Consider the following 17,207-nt stretch of genomic DNA (forward strand, 5'->3'; position numbering starts at 1 on the left):
TCATGATCGACGCGCGGAGAGGTCGAGGGGCCGGGGGGGGTGGGGGGTGGGTGGGGTTAGCGTTTGGGGCATGGTGGGGCGGAGTGTGGTCGTGACCGGTGGGGGCGGCGGGTTGGGCGGCGCGGTCGTCGCCTCCTTCGTCGAGGCGGGCTGGCGGGTGGTCGTACCACGAAGGGGTGGGGCCGCCGGCTCGGAGCCGGCGGCGGACGGGCTGGTCCCGCTCACCGCGGACCTGACGGAGCCCGCGGAGGTGGCGCGGGCGGTCGAGGCCGCCGCGGCCGATCCGGCGGCGCCGCTGCGGGCGGTGGTGAACCTGGTCGGCGGGTACGCGAGCGGCGGCCTGGTGCACGAGACACCGGTCGAGGAGTTCGAGCGGATGCTCACCGTCAACCTGCGCCCCACGTACCTGGTCACGCAGGCCGCACTGCCGCACCTGGTGGCGGCCGGCGGCGGCGCGGTGGTGTGCGTCTCCGCCCGGGCGGCCGTCAGCCCGTTCGCCGGGGCGGCCGGTTACGTCACGGCCAAGGCGGCAGTGCTGGCCTTCGCCAACGCCGTCGCCGTGGAGTACCGCTCCCGCGGGGTCCGCTGCAACACCGTGCTGCCCAGCGTCATCGACACCCCGGCGAACCGGGCCGCGCAGCCCGACGCGGACCACTCCCGCTGGGTCGGCCCGGCCGAGATCGCGCCGGTGATCCGCTTTCTCGCCTCGCCGGAGTCGGCACCGACCAGCGGGGCCACCGTCCCGGTCTACGGACGCGCCTGAACCAGCAGCGGTACGTCGCCGGGCCCGGCGCGCCCCGACGCCGGTGGTGTCCCCGTCGACGACTGCGCCGGGTCGGGCCGGCCGTCCGACGGCAGCCAGGACGCCAGGTGGGCCTGGATCTGCTCGGTGACCTCCTCGGCCGGACGCCCGGCGTCGACGAGTACGAAGCTCGGGTACTCGGGCAGGGTCCGGTACGCGGTGTCCGCCGCGGTCAGCCAGTGCATCGACTCGTGGTCGGTGCCGCGCTCCTCGATGCGCCGGTACGCCTCCGCCGGGTCGACGGCGAGCAGGAAGGTCACCTGCGGTGTCGGGAACAGTCGGTAGCCGGCCCGTGCCAGCCGTTCCCAGCGGTGCCCGCCGTGGGCACGGATGCTGGCGTACTGGCAGGCCGAGTAGCGGTCCATGACGGCCGTCCGGCCGGTGAGTAGGCAACTGAGCAGGGCTGCGGCGATGGCCAGCCAGCGCAGCACGGACTCCACCGCGAGGACACCGTCGCGCCCGACGAGTCGTTGCGCGTCCGGCAGGCCGAGACGGTGGGCGAGCCGTCCGAGCCAGCGACGCCCGCTGGCGTTGCGGCGGTAGGTGGCGGGGCGGCCGGCGGCGTTGAGCGCGTCGGCCAGCCGGTGCGCCTGCGTGGTCTTGCCGGAACCGTCGATGCCGATCAGAGCGACGGTGCGCAACCGGGCCGTGCGATGTCGCGTCTCCGATGGTCTCGCCACTCTCCACAGGTTATCCGACCGACGCTCGCCTCCCGCGAGGTTCGTACCTGTTTGTTCCGGTTGGCACCCGCCCGCGACCAGAGCAGGTGTGGGCGACCGGAATGCCGGGTACGGGGGTTCGAATCCAACCGCCTGTCCACCAACACGACCGACGGGAGATCCAGATGGCTGAGCGCGGGGACGAGAGTCTGGTACACACCCTGAAAAAAGTCGCCGCCGTGCTCAAGCAGTCCGAGATCCCGTTCGCGCTGGGCGGCAGCTTCGCCGTCTACGCCCACGGCGGCCACTCCAGCGACCACGACGTCGACTTCCTCATCCGCGAGGCCGACGTCGAACGGTCGCTGGAGGCGCTGGTCGCCGCCGGCTTCCGCGCCGAGCGACCGCCGGAGGACTGGCTCGTCAAGGTCTTCGACGAGGAGCGGATGGTGGACCTGATCCACCGGCCCATCGAGACGCCGGTGACCGAGGAGACGTTCGCCGACACCGTCGTGCGGCCGGTGGACGCCATCCACATGCCGGTCCTGTCCGCCACCCAGCTCATGGTGCACAAGCTGCTCAGTTTCTCGCAGCACTACTGCGACTTCGCCCGCGGCCTGCCGCTGGCCCGGTCGCTGCGGGAGCAGATCGACTGGGAACGGGTACGCAAGGAGACGCAGCACTCGCCGTACGCCGAGGCGTTCCTGGTGTTGCTGGACCGGCTGGAGGTGGTGCCGGAGCCCGGCACCCCGGCAGGAGAGGAGACACCGTGACGAACGATCAGGCCGGTGGCGCGGCGCCACCCGACGAGTACGTCGAAGCGGAGATCCAACGGTCGCTCACCGAGGATCCGGCCGTCGCCGAACAGGGGATCACCGTCGTCCGACGCGATGACGTCCTCGTGCTCCACGGCGAGGTGGAGAGCCCGCACCGGCGGGACGAGATCCTGCGTCTCGTGTCGGAGCGCTTCCCGGACGTGCCGATCACCAGCGACATCGGGGTGATCCGCGTCCAGGCGCCCACGGAGATCGAGCAACTGCCCTGAGGGAGGTTTCATGGTGATCCGGATCGCCGCCGTGGGCGACGTGCATCTGGACGAGGACGTGGTCGGCCGGTTCCGCCCGGCGCTGGAGGAGCTGCCGGAGTGCGCCGACGTGCTGCTGCTGGCCGGCGACCTGACCCGGCACGGCACCGAGGCCGAGGCGCGCTGCGTGGCGCAGGAGTTCGGCGGGCTGGCCGTACCGGTGGTCACCGTGCTGGGCAACCACGACCACCAGTGTGACCAGGTGCCACAGGTGGTGAAGGTGCTCGAGGACGCGGGCATCACCGTGCTGGAGGGCAACGGCGTCGTCCTGGACTGCGCGGGCGGCCGGCTCGGCATCGCCGGGGTCAAGGGCTTCGGCGGGGGGTTCGCCGGTCGGTGCGCGAGCGACTTCGGCGAGCCGGAGATGAAGTCGTTCGTCCGGACCACCAACGAGAGCGCGGACCGCCTGGGAGAGGCCCTGCGCTCGCTGGAGTGCGACATGCTGGTCGCGCTCACGCACTACGCCCCGGTCCCGGACACGCTGGTCGGCGAGCCGCTGGAGATCTACCCGTTCCTGGGGTCGTACCAGTTGGGGCAGGCGATCGACTCGGCGCCGACCGCCCTGGCCCTGCACGGGCACGCGCACGCCGGCACCGAGCGCGGCATGACCCCCGGAGGGGTACGCGTCCGCAACGTGGCGCACCCGGTCATCAAGCAGGCGTACAGCGTCTTTCATGTCGGGGATCAACTCGACACGGACCAGGTTTCCCCGATCGGAGGGTCGGGTATTCAGAGGTCATGGAGCTGATTCTCTGGATTCTCGCAGTCGTACTCGTGGTCGCCGGCATCCTCGCGCTGTTCCGCCGGCAGATCCTGTGGGGCATCGTCCTCATCGTCGTCGGGCTGCTGGTCGGCCCGGGTGGTGTCAGCATCTTCAATTGACGCTCGCACCTCATAAAATCCTCATATCGGACACCGGGACCCGTCGGGGTCGCCGCGACCGGAGCTTCGTCCTCCCGACAGAAGCACCGGCCGCAGCGGCCCCGGCGCTTTCTTCTGGGGTTTGACCGGGCCCGGTACCGGAAATATCTCGACCATGGAGACATCCCGCGAGGTACGGCCCAGGTCCGGCCGGCGGTCGCGCTGGGCGCTCGCCGCCTTCGCGGCGGCCGTCTTCGTCGCGGCGGCGATCGGCGGGCTCGGCGTGCAGGGCACCTCCGACGAGTACGCGAGCCTGCGTCAGCCGGACTGGGCGCCGCCGTCGTGGCTCTTCGGCCCGGTCTGGACCGTCCTCTACGCGCTGATCGCGGTCGCCGGCTGGCTGGCCTGGCGTCGGGTCGGCTTCTCCCCCGCCCTGTGGGCGTGGTCCGCCCAACTCGTGCTCAACGCCATCTGGACCCCGCTGTTCTTCGGCGCGGGCCAGTACGGGCTGGCGTTCGCCGAGATCGTGGTGATGTGGCTGGCGATCGGCCTCACCGTGGTGCTCTTCGCCCGGGTGTCCCGGGTCGCGGCGGCGCTGCTGCTGCCGTACTGGGCGTGGGTCACCTTCGCCGCCGCGCTGAACCTGTCGATCTGGCGGCTCAACGCCTGACCACCCGACTGGTCTCCGGCGGGTCACCCCGCCGGAGACCAGCAGAGGTCAGCAGCGGGGCACGTTCGGGATGTAGCCGTCGTAGCCGGTGTAGACGTACGCGTCGGCGATGTAACGGCCGCTGCCGATACGGTCCCAGATCGAGCTGGTGCCGTAGGTGCCGGTGACGGTGGTGCCACTGGTCTGGCAGGAGATGGTCACCCGGGTGCCGTCGGCGACGGTGCCCACCGAGGCGTACCCCGTGCCGGGGCCGGAGCGGACGGTCAGCGGCGTGCCGCTCGTGTCGACCGTGCCGTTGCCGCTGCCCGACGAGCAACCGTTGCCGCTGGTGTAGGTCTTGGTCCCCCAGTAGAGGGCCAGGGTGCCGTTGAACCGGGCCTGGATGTCGTTGCCGTTGAGGCGCTGCTCGTAGTGCAGGTGCGGGCCGGTGGATCCGCCGGTGCTGCCGACCCAGCCGATCACCTTGCCGTACCCGACGGTCTGCCCGACCGAGACGTTGAAGCCGCTGAGGTGGGCGTAGTAGGTCGTGTAACCGCCACCGTGGTCGATTCGGACGTACTTGCCGTAACTGGTGCCGCCGAGGTCGGTGACCCGGTCGACCGTGCCGGGCGCGCTCGCCACCACCGGGTCGCCCTGGTCGTCGGTGCGGTTGAAGTCGATGGCGTACGCCGGGCTGTGGTCCGACCGGGTCTGCCCCGACCAGGACTGACCGCACGGGAACGGCACCTTGAAGGTCGGCGCGGCCAGCGCCGGGCTCGCGGGCGCGACGGCCCCTCCGACGAGCAGGCCGGTCACCAACAGGCTGATCCACCGCTTACGCATGCAGCTCCTCCTATGTTCAAAACCTTCGATGAAGTGCCATCAGCCTGACAGATATCGCCAATCTTCGAAAGAGCCCGGACCTGCGCCTGGGAAAGCACCCGGGCGGCGGACACGAGGTTTCGGGATTGTTACTCGCTCGTGTCTGACAGGGGGTGGACCAGACCTGATGCAAGCGCTTACATGTGTGCACGCCCAATCGGACCGGCGAGGGTCACCAGCGGAGACCACGCCGGCTAGGAAGGAGGACGGCATGGCGGTCTTTACCAGACCACGCCAGGCCTTCGTGATCGCCGGTGTACTCGGGCTGGCGTTCAGCGCCACCGCTTGCGGTACCGGCAATGACAAGAAGAGCGACAAGGCGGGATCCGCCGAATGCGCCCCGTACGAGAAGTACCAGGGCAATGACGGCAAGAAGGTCTCGATCTACGCGTCCATCCGTGACGCCGAGGCCGACCTGCTCGAGCGTTCCTGGTCGCAGTTCACCGACTGCACCGGCATCGAGATCGCCTACGAGGGCAGCGGCGAGTTCGAGGCGCAGCTCCCCGTCCGGGTCGACGGCGGCAACGCCCCCGACATCGCCTTCGTGCCGCAGCCGGGCCTCGTGAAGCGGTTCGCGGACGCCGGCAAGCTGAAGTCCCTCGGCGCCGACACCAAGGCCATGGCCGAGCAGAACATGCCGGCCGACTGGCTGAAGTACGGCACCGTCAACGGGACGCTCTACGGCGTGCCCCTCGGCGCGAACGTCAAGTCCTTCGTCTGGTACTCCCCCAAGACCTTCAAGGAGAAGGGCTGGGAGGTTCCGACTACCTGGGATCAGCTCATCTCGCTCAGCGACAAGATCGCCGCGAGCGGCATGAAGCCGTGGTGCGTGGGCGTCGAGTCCGGTGACGCCACCGGCTGGCCGGCCACCGACTGGATCGAGGACGTGATCCTGCGGACGCAGGGCCCCGAGGTCTACGACCAGTGGACCACCCACGCCATCCCGTTCAACGACCCGAGGATCGTCGACGCGGTCGACCGCGCCGGCAGCATCCTGAAGAACGAGAAGTACGTCAACGGCGGCTTCGGCGGCGTCAAGAGCATCACCACCACCGCCTTCCAGGAGGCGGGTCTGCCGGTGACCACCGGCAAGTGCGCGATGCACCGGCAGGCGTCCTTCTACGCCAACCAGTTCCCCGAGGGCACCAAGGTGGCCGCGGACGGTGACGCGTTCGCGTTCTACTTCCCGGCCATCGACCCGGCCAAGGGCAAGCCTGTCCTCGGCGCTGGCGAGTTCGTCGTCGCGTACGCCGACCGTCCCGAGGTGCAGGCGGTGCAGACCTACCTCGCCTCCGCCGAGTACGTGAACAGCCGCGCGAAGCTCGGCAACTGGGTCACGGCGAACAACAAGCTGGACATCGCCAACGTGGCCAGCCCGATCGACAAGCTGTCCGTCCAGATCCTGCAGGACAAGACGGGCACCTTCCGCTTCGACGGATCCGACCTGATGCCGGCCGCCGTCGGCGCGGGAACGTTCTGGAAGGGCATGATCGACTGGCTGAACGGCAAGCAGACCGCCCCGGTGCTCCAGGGCATCGAGAGCAGCTGGCCGAAGTGATCACGGCGGTGGCCCGGTTCGCGCACGCGAGCCGGGCCACCGGCCGATCCGGACCCGAGAGGGAGGGTTGATGGAGTTCGACTTCGCCGAAGAGCAGCCGAAGCTCCTCATGCTGATGTACGGGCTGGTCGCCTTCGTCGTGGTGGTGGGCGGTCTGCTCCTGCTGCTCGACGTGGTGCCGGCCTGGTTCGCCCGGCGGCGGGAGGCCCAGCTCGTCGCCGCCTCCGTCAGCGGCACGCCGCTGACCCGGCGGCCCAGGCAGCGGGAAGGGCTCTTCGCGCTCTTCTTCCTGCTGCCCACACTGCTGCTGCTCACCATCGGTCTCGTCGTACCGGCCATCCGCACCATGCTGCTCTCGCTGATGAACGGGAGCAGCACCGAATGGGTGGGGCTGCGCAACTACGGCTGGATGTTCTCCGACACCTCCATGGTCCGGGTCCTGATCAACACCCTGGTCTGGGTGCTCCTGGTCCCGCTGGTGGCCACCGCGTTCGGCCTCATCTACGCCGTACTCGTGGACAAGGCCCGCTTCGAGGCGATCGCCAAGTCACTGATCTTCCTGCCGATGGCCATCTCGTTCGTCGGCGCGAGCATCATCTGGAAGTTCGTCTACGCGTACCGCGGCGACGGCGACCAGATCGGCCTGCTCAACCAGATCGTCGTCAGCCTCGGCGGTGAGCCGAAGCAGTGGCTGCTCGAATCACCCCTGAACACGCTGCTGCTGATCGTCATCATGGTCTGGATCCAGGCCGGCTTCGCCATGGTGGTGCTTTCCGCCGCGATCAAGGCCATCCCCGGCGACATCGTCGAAGCCGCCCGGCTCGACGGCGTCAGCCCGTGGCAGATGTTCTGGCAGATCACCATGCCGAGCATCCGGCCGGCGCTGATCGTCGTGGTGGTGACGCTCACGATCGCCACCCTCAAGGTCTTCGACATCGTCCGGACCTCCACCAACGGCAACTACGACACCAGCGTGATCGCCAGCGAGATGTACAACCAGGCGTTCCGGTACGGCCAGAACGGGCAGGGCTCCGCGCTCGCGGTCTTCCTCTTCATCCTGGTCATCCCGGTCGTGATCTACCAGATCCGCAACCTCCGTCGTCAGCGGGAGGGCTGAGATGACAACCGCAACGCCCCCCGTCGCCGTCGGCACCCAGAACACCGCCGGCACCCCGTCCAGCACCGCGGGCCGGGTTCGCAAGCGGTTGAACAGCCGCACCGCGACACTCGTGTCGATCGTCATCGCGGTGGTCTGGACGATCCCGACCTTCGGCCTACTCGTCTCCTCGCTCCGACCGGAGGACGAGATCAAGACGACCGGCTGGTGGACGGCGTTCACCAACCCGCAGTTCACCTTCGAGAACTACGAACAGGTCCTCTTCGGGCGGTCCGCGTCGTCGGGGCAGCTCGCCAGCTACTTCATCAACTCGCTGGCGATCACCATCCCCTCGGTGCTCTTCCCGCTGGCCTTCGCCTCCCTGGCCGCGTACGCGCTGGCGTGGATCAACTTCCGTGGGCGTGACTGGCTCTACATCGCGATCTTCGCGTTGCAGATCGTCCCGCTGCAGATGGCCCTGGTACCGCTGCTGAAGTTCTTCTCCACGGGCGTCACCCTCGGCGGCGTCACCCTGATGCCGGCGTGGGACCTGGTCGACGAACAGAAGTTCGCCCAGGTGTGGTTCGCGCACACCTGTTTCGCGCTTCCGTTCGCGGTCTTCCTGTTGCACAACTTCATCTCGCAGCTCCCCGGAGACCTGATGGAGGCGGCCCGGGTCGACGGGGCCACGCACCCGAAGATCTTCCGCACCATCGTGCTGCCGCTGATCACCCCGGCGCTGGCCGCGTTCGGCATCTTCCAGTTCCTCTGGGTCTGGAACGACCTGCTGGTCGCGCTGATCTTCGCCGGTGGCGGCAACGAGACCGCGCCGCTCACGGTCCGGTTGGCCGAGATGGCCGGCACCCGGGGCAACGAGTGGCAGCGGCTCACCGCTGGCGCGTTCGTCTCGATCGTCGTACCGCTCGTCGTATTCCTGTCCCTGCAGCGCTTCTTCGTGCGAGGTCTACTCGCCGGCAGCGTCAAGGGCTGACCCGCTTGCCCGCCGTCGCCCGGCCCCTGACGGGCGGCGGCGGGCGACGGGCACCGAGCGGGGGAACCGTGACGAAGATAGATGATGTCGCCCGGCTGGCCGGAGTCTCCACGGCCACCGTCTCGCGCGCACTGCGCGGGCTGCCGACGGTCTCGGCCGCCACCCGACGCCGCGTGCTGGCCGCCGCCGAGCAGCTCGACTACGCGGTCTCGCCGAGCGCCTCCCGGCTCGCCGGTGGTCGCACCGGCACGGTAGCGGTGGTCGTCCCCCGGATCACCCGCTGGTTCTTCAGCACCGTCGTCGAGGCCGTCGAGGAGTACCTCCACCAGTCCGGCTACGACCTGCTGCTCTACAACCTCGGCGGTCGGGAGCAGATCCGCCAGCGCGTGCTGCGTACCGCCAACCTGCACAAGCGGGTGGACGCCATCATGCTGGTCGCCACGCCGCTGCGCCCGGCCGACCTGACCGCGCTGGCCACCCTGGAGCTGTCCGGGGTGACCATCAGCTCGGGGAGCCGGGTCCCCAACTGGCCCTGCGTCCGCATCGACGACGTGGCCGCCGCGCGGATGGCCACCCGGCACCTGCTCGACCTCGGCCACCGTCGGATCGCGCACATCTCCGGCGACCCCGACGACGAGCTGGCCTACACCACCCACCTCGACCGACGCCGGGGCTACCAGGCCGAACTGCGGGCCGCCGGCCTCCGACCCGATCCGAGCCTCGACGTCGAGTCGTCGTTCACCATCGACGGTGGCAACCGGGCCACCGCCGAACTACTGGCCCGCGGTGAGCCGCCCACGGCGATCGTCGCGGCGTGCGACGAGATGGCGATGGGCGCGATGACCGCGCTGCGCGATGCCGGGCTGCGCGTACCGCAGGACGTCAGCGTGGTCGGCATCGACGACCACGACCTCGCCGGAGTGCTGGGCCTGAGCACCGTGGCCCAGCCGGCCGCGGAGCAGGGCCGGCTGGCCGCCCGGATACTGCTCGACCCGCTCGGGGCCCGCACTCTGGGCCCGATCGTCGGTCAACGGACCCCCGCGGGCGACTCGCCGGTGATCCTGCCCACTCGGCTGGTCGTCCGGGAGTCCACCGCACCGCCCCGGGCACACTGAAACATCAACCACGGCACGACACGGGAGACGACCCTGAACACCGACCCGACGCAGCAGACCGCCACCGGCTGGTGGACCGAGGCCGCCATCTACCAGATCTACCCGCGCTCGTACGCCGACTCGAACGGCGACGGGATCGGTGACCTGCCGGGCATCACCGCCCGCCTCGACCACCTGGTCGAGCTGGGGGTGGACGCGGTGTGGCTGTCCCCGTTCTATCCGTCGCCGCAGGCGGACGCGGGCTACGACGTGGCCGACTACCGGAACGTCGACCCGCTGTTCGGCACCCTCGCCGACGCGGACGAGCTGATCGCCGAGGCCCGCTCGCGCGGCCTTCGGGTGATCGTCGACCTGGTGCCCAACCACACCTCCTCGGCGCACCGCTGGTTCCAGGAGGCCCTGGCCGCCGCCCCGGGCAGTGCCCAGCGGTCCCGGTACGTCTTCCGGGACGGCCTGGGTCCGGCCGGGGACCAGCCGCCGAACGACTGGCAGAGCGTGTTCGGCGGTCCGGCGTGGACCCGCACGGTCGACCCGGACGGCCAGCCCGGCCAGTGGTACCTGCACCTGTTCGACACCGGCCAGCCGGACCTCAACTGGGACAACCCGGAGGTGCACGAGGAGTTCCTGGACGTGCTGCGGTTCTGGCTCGACCGGGGGGTGGACGGTTTCCGGGTCGACGTGGCGCACGGCCTCATCAAGCAGGCCAACCTGCCCGACTGGCAGGAGCCCCAGGAGATCCTCTCCGGCAACGAGATCGACAAGCCGCGACCGCCGATGTGGGACCAGGAGGGCGTGCACGACATCTACCGGCAGTGGCGGCAGGTCCTGGACAGCTACCCCGGTGAACGGGTGCTGGTCGCCGAGGCGTGGGTCGAGCCGGCCGAGCGGCTGGCCCGCTACGTCCGCCCGGACGAGATGCACCAGGCGTTCAACTTCGAGTACCTGCTCGCCGCGTGGACCGCGCCGGCCCAGTACGCGGTGATCACCCGGTCCCTGGAGGCGACCGACTCGGTGGGCGCGCCGACGACCTGGGTGCTGTCCAACCACGACGTGGTGCGGCACGCCTCCCGGCTCGGCCTGGCGGTCGGTGGCGGCCGGCCCAACGGCATCGGCATCGGTGACCCGCAGCCGGACGCCGCGCTCGGTCTGCGTCGGGCTCGGGCGGCCACCCTGCTGATGCTCGCCCTGCCCGGCTCCGCGTACCTCTACCAGGGCGAGGAGTTGGGCCTGCCCGAGCACACCACCATGCCGGACGAGGCCCGCCAGGACCCGACCTGGGCGCGCAGCGGGCACACCCAGCGGGGCCGTGACGGCTGCCGGGTGCCGATCCCGTGGGAGGCCGACGCCCCGTCGTACGGCTTCGGGCCCACCGACGCCAGTTGGCTGCCGCAGCCGCCGTCCTGGGCCGAGTACGCGCTGGACCGGCAGCGCGACGTGCCCGGCTCGACGTACGAGCTGTACCGCACGGCGCTGCGGCTGCGCCGCGCCCACGGCCTCGGCCGGGGCGCCCTCGAGTGGCTCTCCTCCGGTGACGACACCCTGGTGTTCCGCAACGGCGACGTGACCGTGCTGACCAACTTCGGCGACGCCCCGCTACCGATCCCGGCCAACGCCGAGGTGCTGGCCACCAGCGCCCCCCTGACCGACCAGGGCGCGATCCCGACCGACGTGACGGTCTGGCTGCGGGGCTGACCTTCTCGATCGACCGCTGCACCGCCCCACCGACCCACCGCTTCGCGCGCCGGTTCGGTGGGGCGGCCGCGGGGGGACCAGGTGTGTGGGACCGGGTGTGTGCATCAGGCCCTTTGCTCTGCTTCAACCCAGGCGACAGTCGGCGGCCTTTTGTGTTGCCTGGGTTGAAGCAGAGCAAAGGTGACGCGGGTACCGCCCGGACCCGGGGGTGGCCCGACGACCGGGTGAGGAGCAGGTCCAGGCCCTCCGGCCGACCCAGCCCGCGAGCCGGCGCGGGCCAGCGGCGGCGGCCTCAGAGGCGGTCGGCTCGGGTGTGCAGCAGGTTGTGGACATTGTCGATGTCGGTCGGTGAGCTGCGGGAGGCGAGCCAGTACATGACGCCGGTGGGGATGAAGAAGAGTTGGAACACGGCCAGCCCGACGGCGAAGTTCAGCGGCGGCGGGAACGCCGCCCGCAGCCCCTGGAACGCCCCCCAGACCAGCCCGTTGCCGGCCGCCCGGCCGACGCCGTTGACCAGGTTGCCGAGGCTGTAGACGGTCCCCCGGTGCTCCGGCGGGTTCACGTCGGCGATCAGCGCGAACCAGTTCGGCGAGTTGGCCGAGGTCAACGCGAGCGCCACCACGGCGGTGAGCAGGCTCAACCCCACCGACGGCTCGGTGAACACGCTGGACAACACCGCGCCGACGACCGCGCCGCCGCTCCCGCCGTCCGGCACGTCGATGGTCACCGGGACGAAGAACAACACCAGGTAGAACGGGAGCGCGGCGAGGATGCCGACCGCGGCGACCACCGCCCGGCCCCGGGGGGTACGCCGCTGCGCCGCGTCGCCGACGAGGCCACCCACGATGGAGAGGACCCCGCCGAGTTGGAACAGGGTGGCGAAGACGCTGCCGACCACCACGGCGGTCGACTCCGAGTAGCCCTGGGCCTCGGCCCGCTCGGCGAAGAGCCTCGGCAGCCACACCAGTGAGCCGAAGGCGACCTGCGCGGTCAACCCCTGCAGGATCAACCACCGGTTGGTCCGCCGGTCCAGGATGCGCGGCAGGTCGGCCCGGCTGATCCGGTAGTCGTACTCGGCACCGGAGTCCAGGGCGTCCACCAGTTCCGGTTGGCTCTGGCCGCGGCGGATGTCGTACGTGAACAGGTACGCCAGGGTGGCGGTCAGCCCCACCCCGGTCAGCAGCAGGAACGGCCGCCGCCAGTCGGTCGCACCGAGCAGCCCACCGACGAGCGTGCCGGCGAGCGTACCGACGCCCTGCGAGAGCCCCCAGAAGCTCATCACCAAGCCACGGCGGGCCGGTGAGATCAAATCGGTGACCACCGAGAAGCCCACCGAGCCGACCGCGCCGAGGCCGACCGCCGCGACGAACTGGGCGGCCAGGAACGTGAGGTACCCACCGGCGAGGGCGCTGCCGCCGGTGCCCGCCGCCCAGATCAGGGTGCCCACCATGAGCAGCGGCTTACGGTTGCTGCGGTCCCCGACGTACGCCCAGCCGACCGCGGCCACCGCGCTGACCAGGAAGGTGACGGCGGTGACCAGGCCCAGCAGTCCGGTCGAGGTGTCGAACGTCCGGGCGATCGGCCCGTACAGCGGTGGGACCAGTCCGATCGCCACGTTGTCCAACGAGGCGAGCACCACGAACACCACGACGCTGTACAGCCGGTGCGCCGGGCCACCGCCCCGGCCGCGCGCGCGTTGCTCCCGCCCGCCACTGGTCACCGTCATGACCCGCAGCCAATCAGACCCGGCGGGGCAGGTCGGCACGCGGGTGGGCGTCGATCACCGTTGACCGACGCCCACCCGGTCGACCTGACGCTCAGCGCCGGTCGAGCACCAGTGGCCGAGCCGCGGCGTACTGGTCACGGACGGCGGGGACGGGCTCCGCCGCGTACTCCTCGGTGCCCTTGACGTCCCACTGAGGTGGCGTCGGCCCGCCCAGGGCGACCCAGGCGGCCTGGCGGGCGGCCCCGTCGGCGACGTACTCCCCGGCGGGTGGGACGACGACCGGGCAGCCGAAGACCTGCGGCGCGATACGGCGGACGGCGGCCGACCGTGCCCCACCGCCGACCAGGATGACCCGGCGGACGGTGGCCCCCTGCGCGGTCAGCGCGTCCAGGCCGTCGGCGAGGGCGCAGAGCATGCCCTCCACGGCGGCCCGGGCCAGGTGCGCGGGAGTCGAGGTGCGCAGGGTCAGGCCGTGCACGGAACCGGTGGCCAGCGGCAGGTTGGGCGTCCGTTCACCCTCCAGGTAGGGCACCATGACCAGCCCGTCCGCGCCGGCGGGCGCGGAGAGGGCCAGCTCGGCGAGCTCGTCCAGGCTGACGCCGAGCATCGCGGCGGCGGCGTCCAGCACGCGGGCGGCGTTGAGCGTGCACACCAGCGGCAGGAAGCGACCGGACGCGTCGGCGAAGCCGGCCACGGCACCGCTGTCGTCGGCGGCCGGGACGTCGGCCACGCTGAAGACGGTGCCGGAGGTGCCGATCGAGACGACCACGTCGCCAGGCCCCGCGCCGACGCCGAACGCGGCGGCAGCGTTGTCGCCCGTGCCCGCCCCCAGCAGGGCGTCACCCCACTCCTTGGTCAGCCGACCGGCCGACTCGGCCGGGCCCAGCACCTCGGGCACCACGAGCTGCCGGCCGAACGCCCGTTCCAGCAGGTCCGGACGGTAGGTGCCGGTGGCCGGGGACCAGTAGCCGGTGCCACTGGCGTCCCCCCGGTCGGTCCGCAGCGCGGACAGGCCGGGCGCGCCGGCCAGCCGCCAGGTCAGCCAGTCGTGCGGCAGGCACACGGCGGCCACCCGGTCGGCCTGCTCCGGCTCGTGCCGGGCCAGCCACCGCAGCTTCGTGATGGTGAAGCTCGCCACCGGCACGCTGCCGGTGGCGTCGGCCCAGAAGCGACGCCCCGCCGCGCCGCCGCCGGCCTCCTCGACGAGGTCGGCGGCGGCGTCGGCGGACCGGGTGTCGTTCCACAGCAGGGCCGGGCGGACCACCTGACCGCCCTCGTCGAGGCAGACCATGCCGTGCTGCTGGCCGGCGACCGAGACCGCCGCGACGTCGACCAGCCCACCGGCCTCGTCGACGGCGCTACGCAGCGCCTGCCACCAGGCCTCCGGGTCGACCTCGGTGCCGTCCGGGTGCGGCGCCCGGCCCTGCCGGAGCAGGGCGCCGGTCTCCGCGTCCCGGATGACCACCTTGCAGGACTGAGTGGACGAGTCAACGCCCGCGACCAGCGGCATGGCGGGCCTCAGCGGGCGCCGAGCAGGTGCTCGACGGCGAGTTGGTTGAGCCGGACGAAGGCGAAGCCCCGGGCGGCCACGGCGTCCACGTCGACGTCCTCGAACGCGGAACGGTCGGCCAGGAACTCCTCGTAGCCCTCACCGTCGTTGAGCGTCGGCGTGCTCAGCTCGCCGACCTTGCTGGCGGCCAGCGCCTCGACGACCTCCGGGTCGGCGCGGAACGCCGCGGCGCGCTCCTTGAGCAGCAGGTACGTGCTCATGTTGGCCGCGGCCGACGCCCACACCCCGTCCATGTCCTCGGTGCGCGACGGCTTGTAGTCGAAGTGCCGGGGCCCGTCGTAGGTCGGCCCGCCGTTCGGGCCGCCGTTCTCCAGGAGGTCCACCAGCGCGAACGCGTTCATCAGGTCACCGTGACCGAAGACCAGGTCCTGGTCGTACTTGATGCCACGCTGGCCGTTGAGGTCCAGGTGGAACAGCTTGCCCTGCCAGAGCGCCTGGGCGATGCCGTGGGCGTAGTTCAGCCCGGCCATCTGCTCGTGCCCGACCTCCGGGTTGAGGCCGACCAGCTCCGGGTGCTCCAGCTGGGAGATGAAGCCGAGCGCGTGGCCGATGGTGGGCAGCAGGATGTCACCGCGCGGCTCGTTGGGCTTGGGCTCCAGGGCGAAGCGCAGGTTGTAGCCCTTGTCGATGGAGTACTGGGTGAGCAGGTTGACGGCCTCGCGGTAGCGGTCCAGGGCGGCCTGGACGTCCTTGGCGAGGTCGTACTCGGAGCCCTCGCGACCACCCCACATGACGAAGGTGCTCGCGCCCAGCTCGGCGGCCAGGTCGACCTGGCGCAGCACCTTGCGCAGCGCGAAGCGGCGGACGTCGCGGTCGTTGCTGGTGAAGCCGCCGTCCTTGAAGATCGGGTGGGTGAAGAGGTTGGTGGTGACCATGGGCACCACCAGGCCGGTCTCGTCGAGGGCCTTGCGGAACCGCGCGATGTGCTGGTCCCGGCTGGCGGCGTCCGCGCCGAACGGGATCAGGTCGTCGTCGTGGAAGGTGATGCCGTACGCGCCGAGCTCGGCGAGCCGGTGCACCGCCTCGACGGCGTCCAGCTCGGGGCGGGTGGCGTCGCCGAACGGGTCGCGGGCCTGCCAGCCCACGGTCCAGAGCCCGAAGGAGAACTTGTCGGCGGGGGTGGGACGGGGTGCCATGGGTGACCTCCGGGATGGTGGTGTCAGGTATTTGTTCAGCGATTGAATTATTTGCCCGTCCTATGGCAGTGTCAAGGGGTGAGCCCCACCCACGCACCGGCCGGCGCGGCCCGCCAGGGCAGCCTGCGCGAGCTCAACCTCGCCCTGGTCCTCGGCCGGATCGCCGCCGCCGACCGCCCCCCGTCCCGGGCCGACCTGGCCACGGCCACCGGCCTGACCCGGGCCACCGTCTCCGCGGTCGTCGAGGACCTGCTCGCGGGCCAACTGGTCAGCGAGGCCGAGCCGGCCCCCCGGGCCGGGGCCGGCCGCCCGGCCCGCGGACTGGTCCTGGCCGACCAGGGCCCGGCCGGTCTCGGGCTCGAGGTCAACGTCGACTATCTGACGGTGTGCGTCGTCGACCTCGCCGGACAGGTCCGCCACCGCACCGTGCACCGGGCCGACCTGCGCCCGGTCGCGCCCGAGGACGCCCTGGCCCGCCTCGTCGACCTCGCCGGGCAGGCCCGCGCCGACGCGGCCCGGCAGGGCCTCACGCTCGCCGGGGCCGCGCTCGCCGTACCCGGGCTGATCGACGACTCCGGGCAGGTCCGACTCGCACCGAACCTCGGCTGGCGGGACGTGCCGGTGCCCGAGCTGCTGGGCGCGCACCCACCGCTCACCGATCGGATACCGGACGTACCGGCCCTGGTGGTGGACAACGAGGCCAACCTTGCCGCGCTCGGCGAGCTGCACTCCCGACCGCCTGGCCCGGCCAGTTTCCTGCACATCTCCGGCGAGGTCGGCATCGGCGCGGGGATCGTCCTGGACGGCGCGCTGTTCCGGGGCGTACGCGGCTGGAGCGGTGAGATCGGGCACCTGCCGGTACACCCGCAGGGGCGACCCTGCCGCTGTGGCGGGCGCGGCTGCCTGGAGCAGTACGCCGGTCAGGAGGCGATCGTGGCCGGCGCCGGACTGGTGCGGGCGGAGCTGCCCGCGGACACCGCGACGGCCCGCCTGGCCGAGTTGGCCGAGGCCGGGGAGCCGGCCGCGCTGCGCGCCCTGCACGACGCCGGCACGGCTCTCGGGGTGGCGGTCGCCAGTGTGGTGAACCTGCTGGACCTGGACACCGTGGTACTCGGCGGCGGGTACGCCCCGCTCGCCCCCTGGCTCTGCCCGCCGGTGCTCGCCGAGATCAAGGCCCGGGTGCTCACCGCCGCCTGGTCGCCGGTCACGGTCCGCCCGTCGACCCTCGGGCCGGAGGCCGCCGCCGTGGGCGCGGCCGGATCGGTGGTACGACGGATCGTCGCCCGTCCCGCCGGCTGGCTGAACCGCGCCGGCTGACCCCGGGCGACGCGGTCTGGGCGTGCGTCGGTACGGCTCGGTACGCTTGCCGTCAAGCAACGATCGGCAGGC

Annotated in this window: 17 protein-coding genes; 12 read left to right on the forward strand and 5 right to left on the reverse strand. The window is 71.4% G+C overall.

Going from position 1 to position 17,207, the window contains the following annotated elements:
• The first annotated feature begins 70 nt into the window (after positions 1 to 70).
• Entirely contained in the window at positions 71 to 763 is a 693-nt protein-coding gene (locus ACN269_RS13850; RefSeq protein WP_421472835.1) for an SDR family NAD(P)-dependent oxidoreductase, read from the forward strand.
• On the opposite strand, the gene ACN269_RS13855 is transcribed toward ACN269_RS13850, so the two are convergent.
• A complete protein-coding gene (locus ACN269_RS13855) occupies positions 748 to 1,482 on the reverse strand; it encodes a dTMP kinase (protein ID WP_421472836.1) in 735 nt (244 codons plus the stop codon). The genes ACN269_RS13850 and ACN269_RS13855 overlap by 16 nt on opposite strands.
• Positions 1,483 to 1,583: 101 nt before the next feature.
• Between ACN269_RS13855 and ACN269_RS13860 the strand changes: the two genes are divergently transcribed.
• The 5 genes from ACN269_RS13860 to ACN269_RS13880 all read left to right on the forward strand — a co-directional run bounded on the left by ACN269_RS13860 (position 1,584) and on the right by ACN269_RS13880 (position 4,073).
• On the forward strand, positions 1,584 to 2,231 hold the full coding sequence (locus ACN269_RS13860; protein WP_421476329.1) for a nucleotidyltransferase: 648 nt from the start codon (positions 1,584 to 1,586) through the stop codon (positions 2,229 to 2,231).
• Complete coding sequence (locus tag ACN269_RS13865; RefSeq protein ID WP_421472837.1) at positions 2,228 to 2,503, forward strand: hypothetical protein; 276 nt, start codon at positions 2,228 to 2,230, stop codon at positions 2,501 to 2,503. The genes ACN269_RS13860 and ACN269_RS13865 overlap by 4 nt, the downstream gene beginning before the upstream one ends.
• 10 nt (positions 2,504 to 2,513) lie before the next feature.
• The gene (locus tag ACN269_RS13870; RefSeq protein ID WP_421472838.1) at positions 2,514 to 3,290 is read left to right on the forward strand and encodes a metallophosphoesterase family protein; all 777 of its coding nucleotides are present in this window, start codon (positions 2,514 to 2,516) and stop codon (positions 3,288 to 3,290) included.
• Positions 3,281 to 3,424, forward strand: coding sequence for a GPGG-motif small membrane protein (locus ACN269_RS13875; protein WP_007464364.1), 144 nt, complete (start codon positions 3,281 to 3,283; stop codon positions 3,422 to 3,424). Before ACN269_RS13870 ends, ACN269_RS13875 begins: the two co-directional genes overlap by 10 nt.
• Positions 3,425 to 3,578: 154 nt before the next feature.
• Positions 3,579 to 4,073 carry a TspO/MBR family protein gene (locus ACN269_RS13880; RefSeq protein ID WP_421472839.1) on the forward strand — a complete coding sequence of 165 codons (495 nt, stop codon included), beginning with the start codon at positions 3,579 to 3,581 and terminating at the stop codon, positions 4,071 to 4,073.
• Between the two features lie 48 nt (positions 4,074 to 4,121).
• Here ACN269_RS13880 and ACN269_RS13885 read toward each other — a convergent pair whose 3' ends face one another.
• Positions 4,122 to 4,895, reverse strand: a complete 774-nt coding sequence (locus ACN269_RS13885; RefSeq protein ID WP_421472840.1) for a peptidoglycan DD-metalloendopeptidase family protein — start codon at positions 4,893 to 4,895, stop codon at positions 4,122 to 4,124.
• A 250-nt stretch (positions 4,896 to 5,145) separates the two neighbouring features.
• On the opposite strand from ACN269_RS13885, the gene ACN269_RS13890 reads away from it, so the two are divergent.
• The 5 genes from ACN269_RS13890 to ACN269_RS13910 all read left to right on the forward strand — a co-directional run bounded on the left by ACN269_RS13890 (position 5,146) and on the right by ACN269_RS13910 (position 11,386).
• Positions 5,146 to 6,492: an ABC transporter substrate-binding protein gene (locus tag ACN269_RS13890; RefSeq protein WP_421472841.1), complete on the forward strand. Its 1,347-nt coding sequence runs from the start codon at positions 5,146 to 5,148 to the stop codon at positions 6,490 to 6,492.
• Between the two features lie 70 nt (positions 6,493 to 6,562).
• Positions 6,563 to 7,609, forward strand: coding sequence for a carbohydrate ABC transporter permease (locus ACN269_RS13895; protein ID WP_421472842.1), 1,047 nt, complete (start codon positions 6,563 to 6,565; stop codon positions 7,607 to 7,609).
• 1 nt (position 7,610) lies between these two features.
• Positions 7,611 to 8,579, forward strand: a complete 969-nt coding sequence (locus ACN269_RS13900; protein WP_421472843.1) for a carbohydrate ABC transporter permease — start codon at positions 7,611 to 7,613, stop codon at positions 8,577 to 8,579.
• A 68-nt stretch (positions 8,580 to 8,647) separates the two neighbouring features.
• Positions 8,648 to 9,694, forward strand: coding sequence for a LacI family DNA-binding transcriptional regulator (locus ACN269_RS13905; RefSeq protein ID WP_421472844.1), 1,047 nt, complete (start codon positions 8,648 to 8,650; stop codon positions 9,692 to 9,694).
• 33 nt (positions 9,695 to 9,727) lie between these two features.
• Complete coding sequence (locus tag ACN269_RS13910; protein ID WP_421476331.1) at positions 9,728 to 11,386, forward strand: glycoside hydrolase family 13 protein; 1,659 nt, start codon at positions 9,728 to 9,730, stop codon at positions 11,384 to 11,386.
• A gap of 292 nt (positions 11,387 to 11,678) precedes the next feature.
• Here the strand turns inward: ACN269_RS13910 and ACN269_RS13915 are convergent, their stop codons facing one another.
• From ACN269_RS13915 to xylA, 3 genes are all read right to left on the reverse strand, one after another.
• Positions 11,679 to 13,112, reverse strand: a complete 1,434-nt coding sequence (locus ACN269_RS13915) for an MFS transporter (RefSeq protein WP_421472845.1) — start codon at positions 13,110 to 13,112, stop codon at positions 11,679 to 11,681.
• 91 nt (positions 13,113 to 13,203) lie between these two features.
• Positions 13,204 to 14,622 carry a xylulokinase gene (gene xylB, locus ACN269_RS13920; protein ID WP_421472846.1) on the reverse strand — a complete coding sequence of 473 codons (1,419 nt, stop codon included), beginning with the start codon at positions 14,620 to 14,622 and terminating at the stop codon, positions 13,204 to 13,206.
• Between the two features lie 8 nt (positions 14,623 to 14,630).
• A complete protein-coding gene (gene xylA / locus ACN269_RS13925) occupies positions 14,631 to 15,818 on the reverse strand; it encodes a xylose isomerase (RefSeq protein ID WP_421472847.1) in 1,188 nt (395 codons plus the stop codon).
• Positions 15,819 to 15,896: 78 nt separating this feature from the next.
• Here xylA and ACN269_RS13930 point away from each other — a divergent pair, with 78 nt between their 5' ends.
• On the forward strand, positions 15,897 to 17,135 hold the full coding sequence (locus ACN269_RS13930; RefSeq protein WP_421472848.1) for an ROK family protein: 1,239 nt from the start codon (positions 15,897 to 15,899) through the stop codon (positions 17,133 to 17,135).
• The last annotated feature ends 72 nt before the right edge of the window (positions 17,136 to 17,207 follow it).

The sequence above is a fragment of the Micromonospora sp. WMMD736 genome (genome assembly GCF_049179015.1).
Lineage (GTDB): Bacteria > Actinomycetota > Actinomycetes > Mycobacteriales > Micromonosporaceae > Micromonospora.